General features: G+C 34.2%; 20 protein-coding genes and 2 tRNA genes. 11 read left to right on the forward strand and 11 right to left on the reverse strand.

What is annotated here, in order from left to right; translation table 11 throughout:
* Positions 1–64: 64 nt before the first annotated feature.
* Complete coding sequence (locus N4270_RS00935) at positions 65–3,919, reverse strand: ATP-binding protein (RefSeq protein WP_260094922.1); 3,855 nt, start codon at positions 3,917–3,919, stop codon at positions 65–67.
* Positions 3,920–4,041: 122 nt separating this feature from the next.
* Between N4270_RS00935 and N4270_RS00940 the strand changes: the two genes are divergently transcribed.
* A complete protein-coding gene (locus N4270_RS00940; RefSeq protein WP_260094923.1) occupies positions 4,042–5,163 on the forward strand; it encodes a formylglycine-generating enzyme family protein in 1,122 nt (373 codons plus the stop codon).
* Between the two features lie 223 nt (positions 5,164–5,386).
* On the opposite strand, the gene N4270_RS00945 is transcribed toward N4270_RS00940, so the two are convergent.
* The 3 genes from N4270_RS00945 to mutS form a co-directional block, all read right to left on the reverse strand.
* Positions 5,387–5,470, reverse strand: a tRNA-Leu gene (locus N4270_RS00945).
* Between the two features lie 46 nt (positions 5,471–5,516).
* Positions 5,517–5,588 (reverse strand) — tRNA-Gly (locus tag N4270_RS00950).
* Between the two features lie 102 nt (positions 5,589–5,690).
* Entirely contained in the window at positions 5,691–8,303 is a 2,613-nt protein-coding gene (mutS, locus tag N4270_RS00955) for a DNA mismatch repair protein MutS (protein ID WP_260094924.1), read from the reverse strand.
* A gap of 159 nt (positions 8,304–8,462) precedes the next feature.
* On the opposite strand from mutS, the gene N4270_RS00960 reads away from it, so the two are divergent.
* Positions 8,463–8,996 (forward strand): RNA methyltransferase, encoded by a 534-nt coding sequence (locus tag N4270_RS00960; RefSeq protein ID WP_260094925.1) that lies wholly within the window; start codon positions 8,463–8,465, stop codon positions 8,994–8,996.
* Positions 8,997–9,653 carry a class I SAM-dependent methyltransferase gene (locus N4270_RS00965; protein ID WP_260094926.1) on the forward strand — a complete coding sequence of 219 codons (657 nt, stop codon included), beginning with the start codon at positions 8,997–8,999 and terminating at the stop codon, positions 9,651–9,653.
* On the opposite strand, the gene folK is transcribed toward N4270_RS00965, so the two are convergent.
* A complete protein-coding gene (gene folK / locus N4270_RS00970; RefSeq protein ID WP_260094927.1) occupies positions 9,648–10,793 on the reverse strand; it encodes a 2-amino-4-hydroxy-6-hydroxymethyldihydropteridine diphosphokinase in 1,146 nt (381 codons plus the stop codon). The two genes, N4270_RS00965 and folK, sit on opposite strands and share 6 nt — an antisense overlap.
* A gap of 70 nt (positions 10,794–10,863) precedes the next feature.
* On the opposite strand from folK, the gene N4270_RS00975 reads away from it, so the two are divergent.
* From N4270_RS00975 to rpsU, 4 genes are all read left to right on the forward strand, one after another.
* Complete coding sequence (locus tag N4270_RS00975; protein WP_260094928.1) at positions 10,864–11,568, forward strand: queuosine precursor transporter; 705 nt, start codon at positions 10,864–10,866, stop codon at positions 11,566–11,568.
* A gap of 101 nt (positions 11,569–11,669) precedes the next feature.
* Positions 11,670–14,306 carry an AsmA family protein gene (locus N4270_RS00980; RefSeq protein ID WP_260094929.1) on the forward strand — a complete coding sequence of 879 codons (2,637 nt, stop codon included), beginning with the start codon at positions 11,670–11,672 and terminating at the stop codon, positions 14,304–14,306.
* 141 nt (positions 14,307–14,447) lie between these two features.
* The gene (locus N4270_RS00985; protein ID WP_260094930.1) at positions 14,448–15,311 is read left to right on the forward strand and encodes an RNA polymerase sigma factor RpoD/SigA; all 864 of its coding nucleotides are present in this window, start codon (positions 14,448–14,450) and stop codon (positions 15,309–15,311) included.
* 29 nt (positions 15,312–15,340) lie between these two features.
* Positions 15,341–15,535 carry a 30S ribosomal protein S21 gene (gene rpsU, locus N4270_RS00990; RefSeq protein ID WP_040281277.1) on the forward strand — a complete coding sequence of 65 codons (195 nt, stop codon included), beginning with the start codon at positions 15,341–15,343 and terminating at the stop codon, positions 15,533–15,535.
* A 75-nt stretch (positions 15,536–15,610) separates the two neighbouring features.
* On the opposite strand, the gene N4270_RS00995 is transcribed toward rpsU, so the two are convergent.
* Entirely contained in the window at positions 15,611–16,921 is a 1,311-nt protein-coding gene (locus N4270_RS00995; RefSeq protein ID WP_260094931.1) for an Omp28-related outer membrane protein, read from the reverse strand.
* A 160-nt stretch (positions 16,922–17,081) separates the two neighbouring features.
* Between N4270_RS00995 and N4270_RS01000 the strand changes: the two genes are divergently transcribed.
* On the forward strand, positions 17,082–17,567 hold the full coding sequence (locus N4270_RS01000; protein ID WP_260094932.1) for a TlpA disulfide reductase family protein: 486 nt from the start codon (positions 17,082–17,084) through the stop codon (positions 17,565–17,567).
* Between the two features lie 27 nt (positions 17,568–17,594).
* Entirely contained in the window at positions 17,595–19,271 is a 1,677-nt protein-coding gene (locus tag N4270_RS01005) for a DUF6029 family protein (RefSeq protein ID WP_260094933.1), read from the forward strand.
* A gap of 37 nt (positions 19,272–19,308) precedes the next feature.
* On the opposite strand, the gene rsmG is transcribed toward N4270_RS01005, so the two are convergent.
* The gene (gene rsmG, locus N4270_RS01010; protein WP_260094934.1) at positions 19,309–19,938 is read right to left on the reverse strand and encodes a 16S rRNA (guanine(527)-N(7))-methyltransferase RsmG; all 630 of its coding nucleotides are present in this window, start codon (positions 19,936–19,938) and stop codon (positions 19,309–19,311) included.
* A gap of 140 nt (positions 19,939–20,078) precedes the next feature.
* Between rsmG and N4270_RS01015 the strand changes: the two genes are divergently transcribed.
* Positions 20,079–21,176 carry an acyl-CoA desaturase gene (locus N4270_RS01015; RefSeq protein ID WP_260094935.1) on the forward strand — a complete coding sequence of 366 codons (1,098 nt, stop codon included), beginning with the start codon at positions 20,079–20,081 and terminating at the stop codon, positions 21,174–21,176.
* A gap of 20 nt (positions 21,177–21,196) precedes the next feature.
* Positions 21,197–22,381: a pyridoxal phosphate-dependent aminotransferase gene (locus N4270_RS01020; RefSeq protein ID WP_260094936.1), complete on the forward strand. Its 1,185-nt coding sequence runs from the start codon at positions 21,197–21,199 to the stop codon at positions 22,379–22,381.
* Here N4270_RS01020 and N4270_RS01025 read toward each other — a convergent pair.
* From N4270_RS01025 to N4270_RS01040, 4 genes are all read right to left on the reverse strand, one after another.
* Complete coding sequence (locus tag N4270_RS01025) at positions 22,378–22,647, reverse strand: hypothetical protein (protein ID WP_260094937.1); 270 nt, start codon at positions 22,645–22,647, stop codon at positions 22,378–22,380. The two genes, N4270_RS01020 and N4270_RS01025, sit on opposite strands and share 4 nt — an antisense overlap.
* 125 nt (positions 22,648–22,772) lie before the next feature.
* The gene (locus N4270_RS01030) at positions 22,773–23,042 is read right to left on the reverse strand and encodes a hypothetical protein (protein WP_260094938.1); all 270 of its coding nucleotides are present in this window, start codon (positions 23,040–23,042) and stop codon (positions 22,773–22,775) included.
* 166 nt (positions 23,043–23,208) lie between these two features.
* Positions 23,209–23,463 (reverse strand): hypothetical protein, encoded by a 255-nt coding sequence (locus tag N4270_RS01035; protein ID WP_260094939.1) that lies wholly within the window; start codon positions 23,461–23,463, stop codon positions 23,209–23,211.
* A gap of 161 nt (positions 23,464–23,624) precedes the next feature.
* Entirely contained in the window at positions 23,625–25,118 is a 1,494-nt protein-coding gene (locus N4270_RS01040; protein WP_260094940.1) for a TrkH family potassium uptake protein, read from the reverse strand.

Genomic DNA, 25,118 nt, shown 5'->3' on the forward strand with positions numbered 1-25,118 from the left:
CAAAAAGCCTATATAAAACGGTATAAAGAACACATCTCAGATTTGTTGATGTATAGTAAAAAAATTACTTTTTCAAACTTTCAAGAAACCCTGTTGGAGTCATTCCATAGAATTTTTTAAACGATGTACTGAAATATTTTGGATTAGAAAATCCAGATAGATATGCAACTTCCTTGATACTATGTTCTCCTTTGATTAATAAATTTTTTGCATGTTTAAGTTTAGTATGGATAACAAAATCTTGTGGTGATAAATCCACTAAATTTTTGAGTTTCATATATAGTGATGTTCTACTCATCCCAAAACTACTTGATAAATCATGAACTGAGAAGTTATTATTCTCAATATTTTCTATCACAGTATTTTCAAGATTCGTTAAAAATTCATGATCATTTTTGTTTCTGTATATTTCTGCACTATCTGCATCGCTATCATGAACATATTTTATTCTGAGTTTTTGTTGCCACTTTAAGGTATTAATAATTTTTGCAAGCAAGTATTTTATATCCACTGGTTTTTCAAGGTATTCAGTAATACCCGTTTCAATACTTTCAAGTTTTTGTTCAGAATTTTGTAATACCGTAAGCATAAATACAGGAATATGATTTAAGCTAATATCCTCTTTTAAATGTTTAGCCATTTGCATACCATCCATTTCGGGCATAATGAGGTCTGTTAAAATAAGATCTGGAAAAATTGTTGAAGCGACCTCAAGACCTTCTTTCCCGTTTTTAGCTTCAAAAATTTGAAAGTAATTACCTAAGGTGTTCGATAATAAATTTCTCAGTTCGTCATTGTCTTCAACAATTAATATTTTGCTGTTACTAAAATCTGTTAGCACTTCATGATCTTCTATTTCATCAATGGGCGCCGTAACTGTTTCCTTCTTTGAACTTAGAGCTTTATCATATTCGTATTTTAAATTTTTCATCAAAATCGTAAAAGTGGTCCCTTTATTTTCTTGACTTTCAAAAGTTATTGAGCCGTCGTTTTTTTCAAGCAATTTTTTTACCATCATTAAACCAAGCCCTGTTCCTGGACGTTGACTGTTAATAACATTTCTAGCTCTGAAATAACGCTTTAAAATAAATTTTTGTTGATCTTTTGGAATTCCAATACCTTCATCAATAACTTCAATTTTTAAATCTCTCATTTGTGTTTTTGAGGCATTGATTGTTATTTTTCCATTTTCAAAAGAATATTTTATCGCATTAGATATGAGATTAAGCATAATCTTATCAAAACTATCTTTATCATAGTAAAAGTCTTCATTCCAGTTATTATTCAATACGATTTCAATATTGTGTTCTTCGGTTAAGGGTTTAAAATTATTTATTCTTTGTTGTATATGAGCATAGACATCTAACTTGGAAACATCTTGATCAACATTATTAGCAGAAGTTACCTTTTGAAAATTAAGCATTTGTTCAAAAAGAGAGTTAATGCGCTTGACAGTTGTTTTAATTCGCTTTTTAGAGTCATCTTCATTATTAATATTTTCAGTGACATTATCTAAAGACGAAATTAATATGGTTAGCGGTGTTTTTATTTCATGCGTTATATTGTTAAAAAAGTCTATTTGTTCATCTGCGTTTTTCTTCTTAATGATAACACTAGTAAAATGAATAATTGTATAAAACAATGCAATTAGAGCAAAAGCGTATAAAACATAAGCGCGATTTGTAGCCCACCAAGGTGAATTGATAGTGATTTTTAATTGACGTTCGTTGCCATAGTTACCAAACTTATTATTGGCTTTAACTTTAAATGTGTAGTCTCCTGGATTTAAGTTTGTATATGTTGCAATATTAGTACTAGATGGTATTGACCAAGTCTCATCAAAACCTTCCAAAATCCATGAGTATTTAACTTTAGAAGACGAACTATGTAATATCCCAGTAAATTGAATTTCTACAGAATTATCTTTATGATTTAAAGTAATGTTTTTTGTTTTATCAATATGTTTTTCAAGTGGTGCTTGTCCGGGATTAATAACTTTGTTGGACAGTTTAAACGTATCAAAAACTAATCTAGGTTTATAGCTTTCATTCTTAATAGTATTTGGATTAAACATAGTGACACCATCTATACCGCCAAAGGCAATTAAATCATCATCAAGTTTCTTAAAGCTTCCGTAATTAAATTCTGTACTGGCAAGCCCATCTTTTTTATCATAAATATTAACAATAGTGTCGTTTTCTTCTATTTTAATATTGACAAGACCTTTGGTAGTACTAGCCCAGAGGTTATTTATATTACATACAATTATACCTTGGATAATATCTGAAGGCATTCCAGATTTAATCTTTAGTTTTTTTAGGGTTCTATCTTCTGGACTATAAAACACTAAACCTTCACCATTGGTTGCTAAAATAAGTTGACCATTTTGAGTCTCATATACCGTATTTATAGTAGAATACGCTAATGATTTTTTTTCTGGTATAAGATCTTCAATTAACCCAAATGTTTCTAATTGATGATTAATTTTAAATACCCCTTGCCGACCAGACACTAATATTTCGCCAGATTTGATTTCTGAAATGGATTTAATTTGTTGTATTGGATACGTCGTAATTTTATTATCAGAAGAAATGACGTTTAAGTCTTTTTCTATACCACCAGCCCATATATTATTTTTAGAATCTTTATGAATTGAGTATACCTTATCTATAATGTGTTCTGAAACTTCTGAATTATAATGAATCCTTTTGAATGTGTCAATATTTATCTTATACAGCCCTTCATTGTAGGTTCCTGCCCACATAAAATTATTATCTGGTTCAAGAGCCAATACAATAACATCTTCGTTAAGATTTGAATTTGACAAGTTCTTAATATGTTTCCAAGAATTATTCTTTAGATCTAAAATGCTAATTCCCTTTTTTGTACCAAACCAGATATTGCCGTTTTTGTCTTCAGCTATGGTTCTTGTAAAGTTGGTAACAATACTATTTTCGTCATTTATTTTATGGCGAATATTTTGAAACGGAAGTTCTCCTAAGTTAATATAATTTAAACCACCTCCATAAGTAGCTGCCCATAAAATTCCCTCTCTATTTAATTCAATATCATAAACACCATTGCTAGAAATAGAATATATTTCATTTGGATTTTCAGTGTAATGATCAATTATATTAAAATCTGAAGTCAGTTTATAAATCCCATCACCATCAGTAGCTAAAAAGAAAGTATTAGGTGAATTTTTAATAATATCTGTTATAGCGTTTGACAATTGAAAATCAAAATTAACTTGAGACGTTGCTTTTTGTCCGTTTTCAATTTTATAAAGGACACCCGTTTTTGTACCAATTAAAATTTGATCGTCAAAACTTGTAATAAATCTAATATTTTTTTCTTCGGAATCGATTCCGATCTCTTCTAACAAATTGGTTTTATAATTATAATAGAACGCTCCTCTTTGAGTGCCAAAAATAAGATTGCCTTGATGATAATGAAGTGCCTGAATATTATAATTCCCGAGGACTCTATTAAAATTTCCACTGTTTTCTTGTTCATCATATTTCCAAAGTCCATTAAAACCACCTACCCAAATAATATGATTATCATCTTCAATAATAACATCAACTAATGATGGATTTAAGCCTCCTGAACTTTCAACAAATTCAAAAACATCCAAATCAGCATTATAAAGACAAACCCCTTTTTCTGAACCAATCCATACACGTTGCTTAGAGTCAACAAAAACTTCTTTTATACGATTACCAACCAAATCGGGCAGCCCATTATACGAATTGTAAATTTTATAGAATTTTGAATTGTGTTTCAAAACACCTTCTTCCGAAGCAATCCACACATTACCTAAGCTATCATTCGCAACAGCATATGTAATACTTTGAGTGGGCACATTCTCTCCTCTTAACTGACGAAATTCAACAGTATTCTGTGCAGAAGAAAACATCCAAAAAAAGTTAATTAATAATAAAAGGATGTTAGATTTCGACCTCAATATTTATAATTTGTTTAGTTTTGATAGCTAAATGTAGTCAAAATATAATTTACTTAATAACCTATTATTACCAAATGACTTTTCGAATCCTGATTAAAAATTTATTAGTACTACTCCCTATCTTATTTTTTTTCAATTGTAAAAATGAAACTAAAGAAAAAGATGTAAAATCATTACAAAAAGAAGAGCGTCCCTTTAAGGTTTTAAAAGAACAACCATCATCTATTACAACACCAGAAGGTATGGTATGGGTTGAAGGAAAAACTTTTTTACAAGGCGCAAAAGCAGGAGATAAATTTGCAATGATGAGAGAAAAACCAGCACATCAAGTTACCGTTGACGGTTTTTTTATTGACATTACTGAAGTAACCAATAAAGCTTTTAAAGCCTTTGTCGAAGCCACAAATTATATCACCGTTGCTGAACGTCCTATCGATTGGGAAGCAATGAAAGCAGAACTTCCTGAAGGAACCCCTAAACCTCATGATTCTATTCTTCAACCCGGAAGCTTAATATTTAATAAAAATGTAAATGCAGTTGCAAATATGGAAAATTATAGCCAGTGGTGGACCTGGAAAATTGGTGCTAATTGGAAACACCCTGAGGGGCCTAATAGTTCAATTGAAGGTAAAGATGATTATCCTGTTGTTCATATTGCTCTAGAAGACGCTCAAGCCTATTGTAAATGGGCTAATCGTCGATTGCCTACCGAAGCAGAATGGGAATCTGCGGCTCAAGGTACAGCAAATGATAATATTTATACTTGGGGTAATAATGATAACGATTTGGTTAAAAATGCAAATACTTGGCAAGGTACATTTCCTATAAAAAATGAGAGTATTGATGGTTTTGAACTCATAGCACCTGTTAAGTCTTATGCTCCTAATAGTATTGGACTCTATGATATGATGGGAAATGTTTGGGAAGTTACAAGTGACCTTTTTAATATCAACTATTATAAAGAATTAGACACTTCTAAGGTTTTAATCAATCCTAAAGGGGCTGCAAAATCTTACAGTCCAGATAACCCTTATCAAAAAGAACATGTCATGAAAGGCGGTTCTTTTTTATGTCACGCTTCGTATTGTGCGAGTTTTAGAATTTCAGCAAGAATGGGGGTTAGTACAGACTCAGGATCTGATCATACCGGATTTAGAACTGTTGCTACGATAAATATGTTAGAAACCCATAAATAAGAGCATTAAATTATTTCAAAACAAAAAAGCCGAAACTCTCGTTTCGGCTTTTCATTTGTACTGAAGACGGGAATTGCCAATGGCGAGCCCCATATCAACATTGTGAGAAAAGCCAATCCAAAGACTTGGATTTCTTTTTTGTTTTCAAAATCATTTCTGAAGTAAAACTTCCAACGATTTTGAAAACAAAAAAGCCGAAACTTTCGTTTCGGCTTTTCATTTGTACTGAAGACGGGACTTGAACCCGTACGTCCTAATGGACATTGGATTTTAAGTCCAACGTGTCTACCAATTCCACCACTTCAGCATTTAGATGTACATAATGTACAAATTGGTATATCTTCTAGGCTTAGAGCGAAAGACGGGATTTGAACCCGCGACCCTCACCTTGGCAAGGTGATGCTCTACCCCTGAGCTACTTTCGCATTATAGCAATTATTTAAATGAACGTTTGTTGTAATTGCGAGGGCAAATTTAAGACTTTTATCAGAAATGCAAAGCCTTTTTAATAAAAAAAATCACTTTTTTTATGCACGCTTCTTTTTCAGTAACATACGCTTAATTTCATTGAGTTTCATAAGCGCTTCTACAGGTGTTAATGTATCAATATCTAAAGTTACTATTTCGTCTTTTATCTGTTCTAGTAAAGGATCATCCAAATTAAAGAAGCTTAATTGCAGGTCGTTATCTAAAGTTTTTACCTTGTTCGTTAACTCTTCACTGGAATGTGATTTTTCTAACTGTTTCAATATTTTATTTGCACGATGAATCACTTGCTGTGGCATTCCTGCCATTTTAGCTACATGAATACCAAAACTGTGTTCACTTCCACCAGCAACTAATTTTCTCAAAAATAAAACCGTATCCTTTAGTTCTTTTACAGACACATTAAAGTTTTTAATACGCTCAAAAGTTTCAGACATCTCATTGAGTTCATGGTAGTGTGTCGCAAATAAAGTCTTTGCTCTGCTTGGATGTTCGTGCAAATATTCACTAATAGCCCACGCAATTGAAATCCCATCATAGGTACTCGTACCACGACCTATCTCATCAAGCAACACCAAACTTCGTTCGGATATATTATTTAAAATTGACGCGGTTTCATTCATTTCAACCATAAACGTTGATTCGCCCATCGATATATTATCACTTGCGCCTACACGTGTAAAAATCTTGTCGACCATACCAATAGTTGCCTTTTCAGCAGGTATAAAACTTCCCATTTGAGCTAACAAAACAATTAGAGCTGTTTGACGTAAAATAGCCGATTTACCAGACATATTCGGACCTGTAATCATGATGATTTGCTGCTCGTCTCTATCTAAATACACATCATTAGCTATAAAAGGCTCTCCATGTGGCAATTGCTTTTCAATGACCGGATGGCGCCCGTTTTTGATGTCTAATTCAAAGCCATCAGACAGTGTTGGCCTTGTATAGTTGTGCTCTTTAGCTAATTGGGCAAAACCTACCAAACAATCTAATTGGGCAATAAGTGCCGAATTTTTCTGAACAGGTCTTATAAACTCACTGATCCAGATTACTAATTCGGTAAACAACTGCTGCTCTATAGCTAAAATACGTTCTTCAGCACCTAATATTTTAGCTTCGTAATCTTTGAGTTCTTCAGTTATATAACGTTCTGCACTGACCAATGTTTGCTTTCTAATCCAGTCTTCAGGAACTTTGTCTTTATGGGTGTGACGGACTTCAATATAATAACCAAACACATTGTTGGATGCAATTTTAAGTGAGGTGATTCCGGTACGTTCACTTTCCCGCTCCAACATTTTATCGAGATAATCTTTACCTGATGCCGACAAATCTCTGAGTTCTTTTAATTCCGCAGAAAAATCAGAAGCGATCGTATTTCCTTTTAAAATATTGACAGGAGCATCTTCGTTTAAAGTCGCTTTGATGCGCTCACGTAATGTTTCGCAAACATCCATTTGCGTTCCTAAATGCTGTAAAGCCTTATTATTAGTCTGGATTGCCAAAGCTTTGATAGGAACAATAGCCTCAAGCGCATTTTTTAGCTGAATGACTTCCCGAGGTGAAATTTTTACTGTGGCTACCTTAGAAATAAGACGTTCAATATCGCCTATTTGTTTAAGTTGCTGCTGAAACTTATCTATTAATACAGTATCATTTTTTACATAATCGACGACATCAAGGCGTTGGTTAATTTGATCTTTATCTATTAACGGTAATGCCAACCAGCGCTTTAGAAGTCGGCCACCCATTGGCGAAATCGTTTTATCAATCACATCTACAAGCGTGACAGCATTTTGATTGGTAGATTGATACAACTCCAAATTTTTAATCGTAAAACGATCCATCCAAACATGCTCCCCTTTAGACAATCGCTGTATCGATGTGATGTGTTGTAACTTGTGATGTTGTGTTTCTCCCAAATAGTGTAAAATAGCACCTGAAGCGACAATGCCTTCATATAAATCGTCAATTCCAAAACCTTTTAAAGATTTGGTGTTGAATTGTTTTAATAAGGTTTCATTGGCATAATCATCCTGAAACACCCAATCTTCCAGGTAAAACGCATGAAAATCATTTCCGAAGTTTTCATTGTAAATCTTTCGGCTGGGTTTCGCAACCAGAACTTCACTTGGTCTAAAATTTTGAAGCAATTTATCAACATACTCACTATGACCTTGAGCGCTAAAAAACTCACCTGTAGACACATCTAAAAAGGAAACACCAATCGTGTTAATTCCAAAATAAACTGCAGCTAAAAAATTGTTGGTTTTAGAATGTAAAATATCATCATTAAGCGCTACACCTGGTGTCACCAATTCTGTGACTCCACGTTTCACAATGGTTTTTGTTTGTTTGGGGTCTTCTAATTGATCACAAATCGCAACACGCTCTCCAGCCTTTACCAATTTAGGCAAATAAGTATTTAAGGAATGATGCGGAAAACCTGCTAATTCGGTTTCGGTTGCACTTCCAGCGCCACGTTTTGTAAGTATAATATCTAATATTTTGGAAGCTCTAACGGCATCCTCACCAAAGGTTTCATAGAAATCGCCCACTCTAAACAGCAGCAAAGCATCAGGATATTTAGCCTTGATGGCATTATACTGCTTCATTAACGGTGTTTCCTTTTTTACTTTTTTAGCCAATGGTTTTATGTATTTTTGTGAACATTGTAAGACTGCTAAAGTACTTATATTTTGAAGTTCTATAAAGTCTAAAAAGGATAAGTTATCTACAATTATTTGTAGATTTTAACAATAAAGTGAGGAGATTGCCACGTTCTTTGTCCTCACAATGACAAAATTATGCGAAAACTAAAAAACAGCGAACTTGACAGATTAAATATTGACGAATTTAAATCGGCAAAAAAAACACCGCTCATTATTATTCTTGATAATATTAGAAGCTTAAACAATATTGGTTCGGTATTTAGAACGAGTGATGCTTTTTTGGTTGAGAAGATTTACCTCTGTGGTATCACAGCAAAACCACCTCATAATGACATTAGAAAAACCGCTTTAGGAAGCACTGAAACCGTAGCCTGGGAATATGCCGAAGATACGCTTGATGTTGTCAACACTTTAAAATCTCAAAATGTAAAAGTCATCTCAATCGAACAAGCCGAGCGTGCCACGATGCTAAACACCTTTCAACCTGAAGCCAATCAAATCTATGCCTTAGTTTTTGGAAATGAAGTCAAAGGTGTAAGTCAAGAGGTTGTTGATGCCAGCGATATGGTCATTGAAATCCCTCAATTTGGAACCAAACATTCCTTAAACATTTCGGTGAGCTGTGGTGTTGTGGTTTGGGATGTTTTTAGTAAACTAACACAGAAATAATTGCGTAAACCATCAAAAACTCCTTGGCCTACAGAAGCTGTCATGAATCAAATTTATGAACAGCATTTTTGGGGTGGAAACCGTTTTGACTTTTATTCTGGTGAAGGCTCTCATGATCCCAAAATTATAGTTCCATATTTAGAAGCCGTCACTTCTTTTTTAACATCTCATCACCCTACTTTAACCGTTTGCGATTTAGGTTGTGGCGATTTTAATATAGGAAAACACCTCACAAAGCACACTAAAACTTATATAGCTGTTGATATTGTAGACCGTCTTATTGAACGAAACAAAACAAAATTTAAAGAAGCCCATCTTGAGTTTCAGTGTTTAGATATTGCAAACGATCAATTACCTGCTGCAGATTGCGTCATTATAAGACAAGTATTTCAACATTTATCAAATGCAGAAATTAATTCGGTAATTAAAAAATTAAGCTGTTACAAATACATCATCATCACCGAACACATTCCTAACGGACATTTTAATCCGAATAAAGACATTATTTCCGGACAAGGCATACGTCTGAAACACAACAGCGGTGTTGACTTGCTTAAAGCGCCTTTCAACTTAAAGATTACTGAGCAATCTCTATTAAACACCTATGTTTTGGAATACAATAAAGGCCAGATTTTAACCACACTCTATACCTTATAATTCCTTTTTATCAGAATCACAAATTTCACCCAGCAACCACAAATAATCGGCTCGGTTTTTTACAAAATCCTTATCGGATATATCAATAATTTTCACGTTGAGTTCCGATTGATTTTTCAAAAAATCTAAATATCCCGAATTGATTTTTTCCAGATATTCATCTTCGATATTTTGCTCGTAATCACGACCGCGTTTTTTAATATTTGCCTGCAAACGCTCAGTATTTTGATATAAATACACATACAGCTCTGGCTTGGCAATATCTTTATACATTAAGTAAAACAACTTTCTGTAAAGCTTAAATTCGTCTTCAGGCAAAGTGATTTTTGAAAAAATAAGCGATTTGTAAATATCGTAATCGCTCACCATAAAATCCTTAAACAAGTCCAATTGTGATAAATCGTCACTAATTTGCTGGTAACGATCGGCAAGAAATGACATTTCTAAAGTAAACGCATAACGTTGAGGCTCTTCGTAAAACTTTGGTAAAAAAGGATTATCAGCAAAGCGTTCTAAAATCAATTTTGCATTAAAATCGTTTGAAATTAAATGCGCTAAACTTGTTTTTCCTGCACCAATATTACCTTCAATAGCGATATAATTATACTTAGAAAAATCAAATTGCTTGGAAGGGTTTTTCAACCAGATTTTAATCGCTTCAAGTTCACTTTGATCCTCACACTCACCAACTAAAGTTTCAACAGTCTTATTTAGTTTAGGGTGTACTACTTTTAAGGCAATATCTTTTAATGGCTGCAAAACAAATTGTCTGTTTTGTAATTCTGGATGTGGCACTTGCAATGTTTTAGTCTGAATAATTTCAGCATTAAAAAAGAGAATATCCAAATCTATTGGTCGCGATTCGTAGGTTTGAGATAGTGATTTTTCACGCCCTAATTTTGTTTCTATGGTTTGCAATTTCTCTAACACCTCTTCTACAACACACAGGGTTTCTACATAAATGCAGGTATTTAAAAAATCATCACCTTCAAAACCAAAAGCTGGTGTGTTGTAGACTTTGGCAATACTGTTGACCTTACCAATTTCAGTAAAAATCAAATCAACAGCGTCCTGCAGATATTTTAATCTGTCGCCTTTATTACTCCCAAGAGCGATGTAAACGTGGTTAGTTAAATTCATATAGAACGTCAAAATAATGAAAAGAAATCCGTTTTATCTTATATTTACAGTAACTTTTTATTCACAATTTATGACCTTAAAAGACAAACTTGCCGCACAGAAAATTTATTTATTTCTTGCTGCCTTGTTTATCACGTCATTGGTGGTTTCCAATCTTATTTTTAAGAAGTTTTTTTATTGGCATCCGTTTGATGTAGAAATTTTTGGCGCTAAGCTTTTTGAAATTTCTGTTGGGATTCTACCCTACCCAATTACGTTTTTAATTACCGATTTGATTAGTGAAATCTACGGAAAGAAACGCGCCAACCAAGTAGTCATTGCTGGTATATTTGCTTCGGTATTTTCATTGCTAATTATTTTGGTCGCAGACAGCGTACCTGCAATTGCAAGTTCGCCTATAAAAAATGACATGTTTTCTAAGGTTTTTGGTAATTCGGCCATAGCTGTTTTTGCAAGTATGACCGCTTATTTATTTGCACAATTTATCGACATTCACATTTACCATTTCTGGAAGCGACTTACCAAAGGAAAACATTTATGGTTGAGAAATAACTTTTCTACATGGCTCTCACAGTTTATTGACACCTTTTCTATTGTTTTTTTATTGTGCAGTTTCGACATATTACCCTGGAGCAGCTTTAAAGGGCTACTCATTAGCGGATTTTTATTTAAAGTGTTAGTAGCAGCATTAGATACGCCGTTTTTATATTTGGGCGTTTACCTCTTTAGAAAGCGATTTAATTTAAAAATTAATGAAGAAATTGAATTAATCTAAAGCACCAATAATCCTATCAAATGGGTTAAAGTTTTACTAAACTTTTGTTTTAATTGAGCCTAAATTTTATTCTGTACGTATATAGATTATAAAACAACCACATGAAGAAACTATTAAAAATCACCGGAATTACATTACTTATTATAATCGCCTTACTTGTAGCCATTCCGTTTGCCTTTCAAGGTCAAATTAAGGATATGGTTAAAGCCTTTATCAATGAGAATCTCAATGCAAAAGTTGAGTTTAGCGATGTAAGTTTGAGCTTTATACGAAGCTTTCCGCAAGCTCACGTTACCGTTGATGATTTGGTGATTACCAATTTCAAGCCATTTGAAGATCAAACCTTTGCTACCGCAAAAAACATCGCTTTTACTATGTCTGTAAAAGAGTTATTTAAAAGCGCGAATGAAGATCCTATTGTTGTGAATTCTATTTCGGTAGACGAGGCCCTTTTAACCTTAAAAACAGACGCCTTTGGCAACAATAATTATGATATTACCAAAGAAAAAGAGCATGCGTCAACTACTGCAGATTCGTCAAGCGGATTTGCCTTCGATATCGAAAACTACGTGATTAACAATAGTGCATTTACCTATATAGATGAAAAATCGAATACTGAGATTTATATTTCGGAGCTCAACCATTCTGGTAACGGAACGTTTTCCGAAGAAAAATCTGAACTCGACACCAAAACAGCGGCGAATATTAGCATGAGTATTGACAGTACAAAATACCTCAATCAAAATGCAATAAAATTGGACGCTTTAATTGGCATGAATCTCAAAGAACAGAAATACACATTCATGGAAAATAAAGGATTTATTAATCAGCTTCCTTTAGTTTTTAATGGCTATGTACAACAATTGGAAGACGGTCAAGATATCGATCTTAGGTTTGAAAACCCGGAGTCATCTTTTAAAGATTTTCTGGCTGTGATTCCTGAAACCTATTCTAAAAACATTGAAAATGTTGATACTTCGGGTGATTTTAAAGTCAGCGGTATCGTTAAAGGCAAGCTTACTGAAACAACGATTCCTACATTAGATGTCAATATTTCATCTGATAATGCGTCGTTTAAATATCCCGATTTACCTAAGCGGGTGAGCAATATCACGATTAATACATCGATAAAAAACACGACCGGAAATGCTGATGACACCTTTGTAGATATCAAAACGCTCAATTTTAAAATTGACGATGATGTGTTTAAATCTAATGCTATCATTAGAAACCTAACCGATAACATGTTGGTAAACGCCAATATTGATGGCGTTCTAAATTTAGCAAATATCACTAAAGCGTATCCTATCGATTTTGACAAGCAATTAAGTGGTATTTTAAAAGGAAAACTCAATACGTCATTTGATATGAATGCTATTGAAACTAATGCTTATGAACGTATCAAAAATAACGGAAGTGTGCAATTGAGTGATTTTGTGTTTTCTTCGGAAGACATTGTGAATCCTATTCAAATTAATACAGCACAAATGACTTTCAACCCTGGAAATGTATCGCTCAATAGTTTTGACGCCAAGACGGGAACCAGTGATTTTAATGCGACAGGAACGATTAAGAATTTACTCGGATTTTTACTGAGCGATAAAAAACTACAAGGGAATTTTAAAGTTAATTCTAACACTTTTGTGATTAGTGATTTTATGGTTGAAGATGAAGCTGCTAATGAAAGCTCCAACAAAACGACATCTGACGAAGCTTCATTAAAAATTCCTGCGTTTCTGGATTGCACTATTAATGCCAATGCAAAAACAGTCGTCTACGACAACCTAACACTAAAAGATGTAAATGGGACCCTTCAGATTAAAGATCAGGAAGCCGATTTAACAAAACTCACCTCAAATTTATTTAACGGTGTTTTAGCCCTAACCGGAAAGGTGTCTACTAAAACCGATATTCCTGTGTTTGATTTAAATCTCGCTGCTGAAGATTTTGACATTTCGCAATCATTTAAAGATTTAGAATTACTTCAAAACTTAGCACCAATAGCAAAATTATTACAAGGAAAACTCAACACCGTTATTAAACTTCAAGGGACACTTGACAACGAATTTTCACCAAACCTTTCCACCCTATCTGGTGATGCCTTTGCCGAATTATTGACAACTAACATAAAAAATAATGAAGCCTCAATTTTAAACAAATTAAATGGAGCGCTCAATTTTATAGATTTTGATAAATTGGATTTAAAAGATATTAAAACACGATTGGATTTCTCTAATGGTCAGGTGAATGTCAAACCGTTCAATTTAAAATATAAAGACATAGAAATTGTAGTTTCGGGAAATCATGGATTCGACAAAAGTCTCAACTACAATGCAGTGTTTCAGGTTCCTGCAAAATATTTAGGCAGTGAAGTAAACCGCTTAATAGGCAAGATTAATGATCCTGAAGTGAATAAAATCACAATTCCGGTTACCGCCAATATTACAGGCAGCTATACAAACCCTCAAGTACAAACCGATTTAACAAGTGGTGTTTCTAATTTAACCAAACAACTCATTGAAATTGAAAAGCAAAAACTCATCGACAAAGGCACCGACAAAATAAAAGATTTATTGGGTGGTGTTATTGGCGGCACAAAAAATGAAACTACCAAAGATTCAACTTCTGTGCAAACCGATACTTCTAATGTAAATACGGTCAAAGAAAGTGTTAAAGGAATTCTTGGCGGACTCATAAAAAACAGAAAGAAAGCGCAAGACTCCACAAAAAAACAGTAAGATAAAGCCTGAAACGTTAATAAAACCCTAAAAAATCGACGTTTTTGATATTTTTTTGTAAAGAAGTTACTTTTTATTTGCTTTTTTCATTTTAAAAGTTACATTACACTCTTGCAAACTATTTAAAACAAGATAGAATATATGAGGCAATTAAAAATTACCAAACAAGTTACCAACCGTGAATCTAAATCTCTAGATAAATACCTACAAGACATCAGTAAACTCCCAATGATTACTGCTGAAGAAGAAGTAGAACTTGCCCAGCGCATACGCGAAGGCGACCAGGTTGCTTTAGACAAGCTCACGACTGCTAACTTACGTTTTGTGGTTTCTGTTGCTAAGCAGTATCAAAATCAAGGCTTAACCCTTCCCGATTTAATTAACGAAGGCAATGCTGGATTGGTTAAAGCTGCGAAACGCTTTGACGAAACCAGAGGTTTTAAGTTTATCTCTTATGCCGTTTGGTGGATTAGACAAGCAATTTTACAAGCTTTAGCAGAACAATCTCGAATAGTTAGATTACCTTTGAACAAAATTGGTTCTATTAATAAAATCAATAAAGCGTTTTCGTTCTTAGAACAAACACATCAACGTCCGCCAAGTGCACAAGAAATTGCACAAGAATTAGACATGACAGTTTCTGAAGTGAAGCAATCATTGAAAAATTCTGGAAGACATTTATCAATGGATGCCCCTTTAAAAGAAGGGGAAACATCAAGTTTATATGATGTTGTAAAATCTGGTGAGTCACCAAATCCAGATAGAGATTTGATGAAAGAATCGCTTAATGTTGAAATTAACAGAGCATTAGACACCTTATCTCAAAAGGAAAGCGATGTTATTCGTTTGAATTTTGGTTTGAGTAATGAGCCACCAATGACTTTAGATGAAATTGGAGCTACTTTCGATTTAACTCGGGAGCGTGTAAGACAAATTAGAGAAAAAGGAATCAAGCGATTACGCCAAGATTCAAAAAGCAAAATATTAAAAACTTATTTAGGATAGTCCTAAAACAGATAACCACAATAATTACAATGATAAAAATTTTAGTTAAAGAAGGAGAAAGCATCGAACGTGCTCTAAAGCGTTACAAAAGAAAACACCGTAACGTAAAAACGATGCAAAATATTCGTGAAAATCAGTTTTTCACTAAACCATCAGTAAAAAGAAGACGTGAGATACAAAAGGCTGGTTATATCCAAGGCTTGAGAGATCAGGAGGATATTTAATAGTTTTTTGACACTATATAAAAAAAGCCCAAACTTAAAGTTTGGGCTTTTTTTATGGGCTGTATCTATTAGATATTAATCAAATACAACTTCAGTATTTATAGCCGCTTTATTGATATTAATAATAGAATTATCTGAAGCTACCAACATAGCTACAATCTCTAAATTATTTGGATTTCCTACAGAACCTGCTGGTACATTATAATTAATCTTGGTTCTATACGTATTATTTGCAACCGATTCACTCGCTGGAATCGCATCTCCTAATACATTTGTAAACGAATGACGTAATACATGGTTATGCACAAAATTAGGAACAGGGTTTTGACCTCCATAATATTCTGGATAATAATTCGCCTGATTTAAAACCAAACCATTTTCTAATAAGAAAATAACAAGTTTAGAACCATTCATTGTTTCTCCAAAGCCTACATTTACCATAAACGACAGGCTGCTCCCTTTAGAAGCCGAAGTGATAGAAATCCCACTAGTCATAGTCCCTTGAGCTTTACTTGTCACCTGAGCAACATTGTTAGTTTCAGGGAAAACCCAATCTTCTTGTCTATTAACTATAGCTGTTGGTAATCCTGTGACACCAGCATTATCAGCCATTTGTAAACCATATTGGTTTTCATAAGGATCGCCATTAAATACATGAGTTGCAACAATAACAACATCATCACTAGCCTCTTCAACCATTTCTATAGCAACAGCAACTCTAGTACAATAACCACACCAATCACCTGTATAATCTTCAATTAAAGCCCGTCTATTATAGGTTGCAGGCGTGCCTGCATTGTCTTCCACAGTAACCATTACTGGTTCAGTTGTAAACGTATCAAAAGTTGCATAAGCACTTACTGTACCAACAGCATCAGGAATATAAGCGCCTCCTGTTACAGATTGTGTGTCATTGATATAGATATTTGAAGCACTTGTAATATCTGTATCATTCCCTTGAGTATCTGTAGCAGTAACAGTATACTTAATTCTAGACCCCAAATTAAGTGTTGATTGATTCGCTGTAATAGAAACAGCATCTATAACAGCCAGTACTTGCACTGTTACAGGCTGACTTGTTAGGTCTCCATAAATTGCAGTTATAGTATACGAACCAGAGTTAGCCGCAGTATACACATTGCCAGTTATAGGTGTCCCATTAACACGAATTGTTGATTGCGATGTCACATTATCACCTTCGTTTGTCGTTACTTCAAAGGTTACAGACTGACCAAAATCCACAAAAAGTGAACTAGCATTAACGCTTATTGAGTTTGGACCATTACTACCTCCATCACCTCCGTCTCCACTGTCGGAAGAACTACATGAGAAAAGTGCAGCAACAGCAACAAACAGAAAAATTTTAGTTAAACTTTTAATCTTCATAATATTAGTTTGTAATTAGTATTTGAATTAGTCGCACGAATATAAAAATATATTTCTAGTTTTATTAACTAATAAATGTATAGTTGGCAAAAATTTTAAGAATCCTTTAATAGTTTTTAAAAAAAATTAACTTTGTCCTTCTAATAATTAAAATTTCATAATGAAAATCCTAAACACACTAATTCTAACCCTAATGTTTACCTCGCTTGTTTTTGCTCAGGATGTACTTCCAAGAATGCAGGTAAAAACATTAAATGGTGATCAAATTCAATTAGAAGACATCTCAAAAGATAATCAATTGGTAATCATCTCTTTATGGGCAACTTGGTGTGTGCCTTGCAAAAAAGAACTTGATGCTATAAGTGATGTTTATGATGATTGGGTTGACGAAACCAATGTAAAACTTTATGCTGTTTCGGTTGATGACTCTAGGACTGTAAAAAGAGTGAAGCCTCTCGTAAGCGGTAAAGGCTGGGAATTTGACATTCTCCTCGATACTAATAGCGACCTCAAACGCCAACTTAATGCACCAACTATTCCTTTGACCTTATTAGTTAAAAACAATAAAATACTTTACAGACATTCAGGTTACACACCGGGAAGCGAAGACGAACTTTTCGAAAAAATTAAAGAATTCTCTAAATAATTAACGAATCCCTCAACCCACAACTAAATGAATCGCTACAAATTAATAGTCTTATTGCTATGTATTCCCTTTTTTGCCAGTTCGCAAGATGATGAAAAAAAAGACTACGGAAAACTTAGTGGTGGTATCGAATCAAACTCACAATATTACGTTGATGATGCTAAAACTGGAGATTTCGAACAGGAAGATCCTTTTAGATCAAATAACTACTTGAGATTAAACTACACTTACAAAAACTGGTTTGCTCATGTGCAATTAGAATCTTACGAGCCTAATGCAATACTTAATTTTTATCCTAAGTATAATGGTACCGATATAGGAACCTTTGCGGTTGGTTATAAAAATTCAAAAATTGAAGTTACACTCGGTCATTTTTACGAGCAATTTGGTAGCGGACTCATATTGCGCTCATGGGAAGACCGACAATTAGGAATCAATAACGCTATTAGAGGTGCAAATGTAAAATATAGACCAACACATAGTTTAGAATTTTCGGCGCTCTACGGTAGACAACGTGACGGCTTCGAAGTATCTGACGGCTCCATTTTTGGTTTTAATGCTGAAATTGGATTGGCTACGCTCTTTAAATTTGAATCTACAGGTTTGAATCTTGGTTTGAGCTATGTTGGAAGAGATGAAGATTTAGATATTGACAACCCTAATTTTGAATCTTTGACTAATTCATTTTCTGCGCGATTAGATTTTTCTGAAGGAAATATTTATTCTTCAATTGAATATGTCAAAAAGGGAGAAGATGTTTATGCTGAATTAGGGAACATTATCGACGACAAATATTTTGACGGAAGCGCTATCCTTTTCAATATTGGTTATGCCGCATCCGGATTAGGAATTGACGCGACTTTTAGACGTATGGAGAATATGGCTTTTTTCTCCGAACGTGACGAATCAGCAAATGTATTTAACCAAAATTTCATCAACTTTATTCCTGCCTTAACCAAACAACATGATTACGGCTTAACTAATATTTTTGTTTATCAGTCACAACCACGTTTAACGTTTAATCCTTTATTTAAATCAGGTGAAATTGGAGGTCAAGTAGACATCTTCTACAACATAAAAAAAGGAACAACATTAGGTGGTAAATACGGTACAAAATTAGCCTTCAATTTTTCAACCTGGTCAGGACTCAAAGGTGATTTCAACATCAATGATCGCAGTTATGAAGACACCGATTTATTTGGTTTCGGAGATAAGTATTTTGAAGAATTTAGCTTAGATATCAAGAAGAAATGGTCTCCAAAATGGTCATCTATTTTCTCCATAGTTAATACATATTATAATGCACGCTATGTTGAAGATCGCATTGGCGAAGTTAATGCTACAGCTGTGGTTGGTGAAGTGACTCGAAAATTTGACGGCGGAAAATCATTAAGAGCAGAATTATCCCACTTGTTTTCTGATGATGAAACCACTGAAAGAGCTAAAAACTGGGCTGGCGGAACTTTAGAATACAACTTTAGCAGCAGACTTAGCGTTTTTGCCACAGATATATGGAATTACGGTAATCCTGATGAAGACCAACAAGTGCATTACTATACATTTGGAGGTAGTTTTACAAAAGGTGCAACACGTGTTATGGCTAGTTATGGAAGACAACGTGGCGGACTCGTTTGTGTTGGTGGTATTTGCAGATTTGTTCCAGAAAACACCGGATTTACTTTAAACCTTTCGACATCGTTCTAAGCTGAAAAAATTTCAATACAGGATTGACTATAAACTTTTAACCACGATACTTTAAAGGTAAATGCACGACCTTTTTAGTATCAAAAAAGTCCTCGTTATAATAGTCGCTAAGATTATAAATTGTAGCCGTTTTGTAGGTTTTCAATTCTTCAGACAAGTCACCGCCTTTTAGGTATAATATGCCGTTTTTGAGGTCGTGAAGTTGCGTTTTTGAGATTTTTCCTTTGACCCAATTTACAAATGCAGGCATTGCTGTCACTGCACGACTTACGATGAAATCAAACTGTTCGTCAATAGCTTCTACTCGACTGTGGGTTGTCTTGACGTTGGTAAGGCCAATCCCTTCAGCAACACCATTAACAACTTTAAGTTTTTTGGCAATACTATCTACCAAATGAAACTGACAATCGGGATGTAAAATTGCTAACGGAATTCCGGGAAAACCGCCTCCAGTACCTACATCCAGAATATGAGCACCAGGCTGAAACCTCATAACTTTTGCAATCCCTAATGAGTGAAGTACATGACGTAAATACAAGTCGTCAATATCTTTACGAGACACGACATTAATTTTTGTGTTCCAATCCAAATACAGCGCTTCAAGTTGTTCAAATTGATGCTTTTGCACCTCGGTTAAATCAGGAAAATATTGCAGTATCAGCTCCATTTATTAAAATTTCAACAAAAATAGACAATTTTATGTGGATATTTTTAGTATTTTCTTACCATATCGGCAGCATTTATTACATATCTTTGCGCCTTAATATGATAACGTAATTTTATGCGTTACTATTAAAATTAATAGCGATGACAAAACAAACTTTATCCTTCTCAAGATCTGACTCTGCTAAATTCTTTAGAACATTAAACAAGCGAGTTAATAATTACTTCAAGGAAAACAATATAAAACGTACAGGAAATTGGAAACTATGGCTTAAAACCATTGTGATGTTTTCATTATTTCTATCACCTTATTTTTTAATTCTCACTTTAGATATTCCAGGTTGGTTACAACTTATTCTCACTGTAATCATGGGAATTGGAATGGCTGGAGTTGGGATGAATGTCATGCATGATGGTAATCATGGCTCATTTTCAAATAAAGACTGGATCAACCGTTTAATGGGAAGCAGTATTTATATTCTAGCTGGAAATGTTTACAACTGGAAAGTACAGCACAATGTTTTACACCATACTTATACTAATATTCATGGGCATGATGAAGATTTAGAAGCTGGACGTATCTTGCGTTTTTCTAAGCATTCTGAATGGCGTAAGCATCATAGATTTCAACATTATTACTCGGTATTACTTTACGGTTTACTTACAATTAACTGGGCAATTACTACCGATTTTCAGCAAATGTACCGCTATATGAAGCGTAAATTAGCCTACGGAAAACTACCAAATCCGGTCGTAAACTGGAGTAAATTAGTGATTTCGAAGTTGATTTACATTTCTATATGGATTGTAATTCCTATGTTAGTTTTAGATATTGCCTGGTGGAAAATTTTACTCGGATTTTTCATTATGCACTATGTAGCGGGTTTAATTTTAAGTGTTGTTTTTCAATTAGCACATGTTATGGATGAAGCTGAGATGCATGTTCCAGACGAAAGTGGTACCATGAAGAATTCCTGGGCTATTCATCAATTAAAAACTACGGTCAACTTTGGTGCAAAAAATAGAATTGTAAACTGGTATACTGGTGGCTTAAACCATCAAGTGGAACATCATATTTTTCCGCATATTAGTCATATTCACTACGGAAAAATCTCTAAAATTGTTAGAGACACTGCCAAAGAATTTAATTTACCTTATAAAGAATACGAATCCACTAGAAAAGCGGTTATTGCTCATTTTAAATTCTTAAAAGAAATGGGAATGAAACCTGCAATAAGCTAGAATAAGCACTATTTTTTTAAATGACACAACTTTCAGAAAGAGTTCTTAATATGGCAACATCTGCCACATTAGCCATGGCTGCAAAAGCCAGAGAACTAAAAGCAGAAGGCAAAGATATTATAGGTTTAAGTTTGGGAGAACCCGATTTTAACACGCCAGATTTCATTAAAGATGCTGCGATTCAAGCGATTAATGACAACTATAATTCGTACACTCCTGTTGATGGTTATGTGGAGTTAAAGGATGCTATCATCACTAAATTCAAAAGAGACAACAACCTCAATTATCAACGTTCGCAAATTGTCGTATCTACTGGTGCAAAACAAGCTTTAGCTAATATTGCTGCAGTGCTTTTAAATAAAGGTGACGAGGTTATTTTACCCTGTCCTTACTGGGTCAGTTACAGTGATATTGTAAAACTTAATGAAGGGATTCCTGTAGAGGTTAAAACTTCAATTGAAAACGATTTTAAACTTACTCCGCAACAATTGGAAGCTGCTATCACACCAAAAACAAAAATGATTTGGTACAGCTCTCCTTGTAATCCTAGTGGTTCGGTTTACAGTCAGGATGAGCTTAGAGCTTTAGCTGATGTACTTCAGAAGTATCCTAACATTATTGTAGTTTCTGATGAGATTTATGAGCATATCAACTTTATTGGTGGTCATGCTAGTATGGCACAGTTTGACGATATGTTTGATAGAACAGTGACCGTAAATGGTGTCTCTAAAGCATTCGCTATGACAGGTTGGAGAATTGGATATATTGGTGCTCCTGAAACAATCGCAAGAGCTTGCAATAAGATGCAAGGTCAAATTACAAGTGGAGCTAATTGTATTGCTCAACGTGCTGTGATTACTGCATTAAACGAATCGCCTTCTCGCGTACAATTTATGATTGATGAATTTAAGGCTAGACGCGAATTAATCTTAGACTTATTGAGTGCTATTGAAGGTTTTAAAACCAATGTTCCTGAAGGTGCTTTTTACGTATTTCCTAATGTGTCTTATTTCTTTGGAAAAACTTTAAAAGGACAACTCATCGAAAATGCAACCGATTTTTCATTGTACCTGCTAGAACATGCCAATGTAGCAACAGTAACAGGTGCCGCTTTTGGAAACCCTGATTGTATTAGAATTTCTTATGCAGCCTCTCAAGAACAGATTATTGAAGCGATTAAGAGAATTAAAGACGCTGTATCTTAAAGTACATCATAGTAGTACACAACCATAACTGCAAGAAGAAAGAAGAGCAAAAAGAACGTGACAAAAATGAACTCTTGCCGCTTTGAGTCTCTTCTTGTTTTATGTCGTATCTGTTCTAATAATTCATTGTTCGCTTCAGGAAAATCGAATTCAACTTTACGATTTTTGTTATAGCCACCAAGCGTCTTTCTAAACCTTGAAGATTTATCAAGCTTAATACTGTTATTACTCTTTAACGAGCTAATCATTGATTCTCCTAAAGGCATCGTTTTAATTTTAAGTTATTATCAATACTACAAACAAGGTAATACTCTAATTGCTTGGCAGCTAATTTATTTCTAAAAACACATTATTTAAAGACGCTATCATATAGCATTGCTTCGCCTAATAATTATTGACTCAGATACATAACATAAACGATCATTACTACTAAGGTTACAAAACCAATACTAATTTTCTTGATTAATAAACGTCTGTTTTCTCTTTTGGTTTTTATACGCACACGTCTTAATACATGCGGAAATACTTCAGGTAAGACATAAGGCTTATACAGTCGAGGCTTACCTGAACCACCATTCATTTTAGTAAAAGGTTTGCGTTTTCCGTTTTTCAATAATTTTCTATTATTATTGATGGTAGCATTCATTGATGAGATTCCCATAATTGTATGATTTATTCTGAATTAATTTCAGAAATCCAACCGTTAACATTAAAGTATATCAAACCTTTCGGTACTTGTAATTATACCAAAATTATATTGACTTAGAATGTAAAAGATAGTTGAGTGAGAACTCAATCGTACCAGTTAAAAAGGTCTATAGTATAGCTTAAAAGATTAAGGCTAATACTGTTGCAAAAACAGACAGTTTTAAGAGGGTATCGATACTTGAAGTAAATTGATATTGTCTGCTTTTTATACGTTGCTTAATACCAGATATAGATGTTGAATTTGCGTGATGCTTTTGACATCTTGCTACGCTTTTGTAGCTTGAATTTAATAAACCTCCTGGTTCAATAAATTCTGTTTCTAATCTACGTTTGGGTGAAGGCTCTAATTTTTGTGATGTTAATACTAATTCCATGATTGGTTGATTTAATTGATTACACCTATATGACGCACATACCGTTAAAATGTTACACACATACAAAACCCTAACCCCTTAAAAACCAATACAAAAATCCCGAAATACCTATAAATATTAATAATTCCGAATAAAAAAATATTTGAAAATAATTTGAAAATTTATCGATTTCGCCAGAAAAAAGGTGTCAATAATATCAACACAGTGAACAATTCTAGTCGTCCGATGAGCATCAAAAATGCCGACCACCATTTTCCTAATGCTGGTAATTCGCCATAGTTATTTACAGGACCATAATTACCTAATGCCGGACCGACATTACCTAAACTGGAAGCCGATAAACCAATAGCCGATTCGAAATCAATCTGAAACATAGAAAACACCAAAGCTCCAACAATAAAAGACAACATATACAAAATAAAGAAGCCCAGAATATTAAATACAATCCCTTTTGACACAGCTTTTTTATTGTAGCGTACAGGAAGAATCGCATGAGGATGAAGTGCGCGTTTAAACTCTAAAAATCCGTTTTTGATCATAATCATATGGCGCACAACTTTCACGCCTCCTGAAGTACTTCCTGCCGAACCACCCAAAAACATGAGTCCGAAAAAGAACACCACCAAAAAGGGTGTCCATAAGGTATAATCGGCGGTTACAAATCCTGTGGTTGTTATAATAGCAATCACCTGAAAAAGACCATGTCTAAACGAAGCTTCAGCCTTACCTAACACCATGGGATGATCTATTGAAGAAATCGAAAAATCGGCATTAAAATAAATAATCAAAGCCGCAATAATGGTGAACAATGCTATAAATTTAAAGTACAATTTAAACTCTTCATCACGAATGGCTTTTTGAACTTTTCCTTTAAAAGCAAAGTAGCTTAATACAAAGTTTGTTCCTGCCAAAAACATGAATACAATTATAATATACTGAATCACAGGCTGACCGTTCCAATAAGCCACACTAGCATTTTTAGTCGAAAACCCTCCAGTAGACAAAGTACATAATGAATGGTTAATCGCATCAAAAAACGTCATTCCTGCCACCTGAAGCAAAATAGTTTCAGCAGCTGTATAGCCAAAATAAATGAGCCATAGTCGCTTTGCCGTATCTGTAATTCTTGGGTGTAATTTATCGGCATTAGGTCCTGGTGCTTCCGCAGCAAACAATTGCATTCCTCCAATACCAAGTAAAGGCAAAATAGCAATCGCTAAAACAATAATTCCCATACCACCAATCCAGTGTGTCATACTTCGCCAAAACAAAACGCCTTTAGGCATGGCTTCGATATCGTTTAAAATACTGGCACCTGTTGTGGTATAGCCAGACATCGTTTCAAAAAAAGCATTAGTAAAACTCGGAATCGAACCTGTAATCACATAGGGCAAAGTTCCTGTTAAAGCCATGACAATCCACCCAAAAGCGACCACAATATAACCATCCCTTTTATTGAGTTCTTTTTTATGATCTTTGGTTAGATACATGGCAATGGCACCTAACAAGACAACAATAACTCCTGCCCCAAGTAGCTCAATTGTAACCCCATCGTTATAGATCAAACTTATGAGTGTCGACAAGAGCATAAAACCGCCATTAAACAAACATAGCAAGCCGAAAAAGTGAAAAATAATTTTATAGTTGAGTTTCAT

This window comes from Psychroserpens sp. SPM9, assembly GCF_025153525.1.
GTDB lineage: Bacteria > Bacteroidota > Bacteroidia > Flavobacteriales > Flavobacteriaceae > Psychroserpens.

What these genes read in the sequence shown, in the direction of transcription:
- N4270_RS00935 (WP_260094922.1), bottom strand. Translation starts at nt 3,919, where the DNA reads ATGTTTTCTTCTGCACAGAATACTGTTGAATTTCGTCAGTTAAGAGGA.
- N4270_RS00940 (WP_260094923.1), top strand. Translation starts at nt 4,042, where the DNA reads ATGACTTTTCGAATCCTGATTAAAAATTTATTAGTACTACTCCCTATC.
- N4270_RS00960 (WP_260094925.1), top strand. Translation starts at nt 8,463, where the DNA reads ATGCGAAAACTAAAAAACAGCGAACTTGACAGATTAAATATTGACGAA.
- folK (WP_260094927.1), bottom strand. Translation starts at nt 10,793, where the DNA reads ATGAATTTAACTAACCACGTTTACATCGCTCTTGGGAGTAATAAAGGC.
- N4270_RS00975 (WP_260094928.1), top strand. Translation starts at nt 10,864, where the DNA reads ATGACCTTAAAAGACAAACTTGCCGCACAGAAAATTTATTTATTTCTT.
- N4270_RS00980 (WP_260094929.1), top strand. Translation starts at nt 11,670, where the DNA reads ATGAAGAAACTATTAAAAATCACCGGAATTACATTACTTATTATAATC.
- N4270_RS00985 (WP_260094930.1), top strand. Translation starts at nt 14,448, where the DNA reads ATGAGGCAATTAAAAATTACCAAACAAGTTACCAACCGTGAATCTAAA.
- rpsU (WP_040281277.1), top strand. Translation starts at nt 15,341, where the DNA reads ATGATAAAAATTTTAGTTAAAGAAGGAGAAAGCATCGAACGTGCTCTA.
- N4270_RS00995 (WP_260094931.1), bottom strand. Translation starts at nt 16,921, where the DNA reads ATGAAGATTAAAAGTTTAACTAAAATTTTTCTGTTTGTTGCTGTTGCT.
- N4270_RS01000 (WP_260094932.1), top strand. Translation starts at nt 17,082, where the DNA reads ATGAAAATCCTAAACACACTAATTCTAACCCTAATGTTTACCTCGCTT.
- N4270_RS01005 (WP_260094933.1), top strand. Translation starts at nt 17,595, where the DNA reads ATGAATCGCTACAAATTAATAGTCTTATTGCTATGTATTCCCTTTTTT.
- rsmG (WP_260094934.1), bottom strand. Translation starts at nt 19,938, where the DNA reads ATGGAGCTGATACTGCAATATTTTCCTGATTTAACCGAGGTGCAAAAG.
- N4270_RS01015 (WP_260094935.1), top strand. Translation starts at nt 20,079, where the DNA reads ATGACAAAACAAACTTTATCCTTCTCAAGATCTGACTCTGCTAAATTC.
- N4270_RS01020 (WP_260094936.1), top strand. Translation starts at nt 21,197, where the DNA reads ATGACACAACTTTCAGAAAGAGTTCTTAATATGGCAACATCTGCCACA.
- N4270_RS01025 (WP_260094937.1), bottom strand. Translation starts at nt 22,647, where the DNA reads ATGCCTTTAGGAGAATCAATGATTAGCTCGTTAAAGAGTAATAACAGT.
- N4270_RS01030 (WP_260094938.1), bottom strand. Translation starts at nt 23,042, where the DNA reads ATGGGAATCTCATCAATGAATGCTACCATCAATAATAATAGAAAATTA.
- N4270_RS01035 (WP_260094939.1), bottom strand. Translation starts at nt 23,463, where the DNA reads ATGGAATTAGTATTAACATCACAAAAATTAGAGCCTTCACCCAAACGT.
- N4270_RS01040 (WP_260094940.1), bottom strand. Translation starts at nt 25,118, where the DNA reads ATGAAACTCAACTATAAAATTATTTTTCACTTTTTCGGCTTGCTATGT.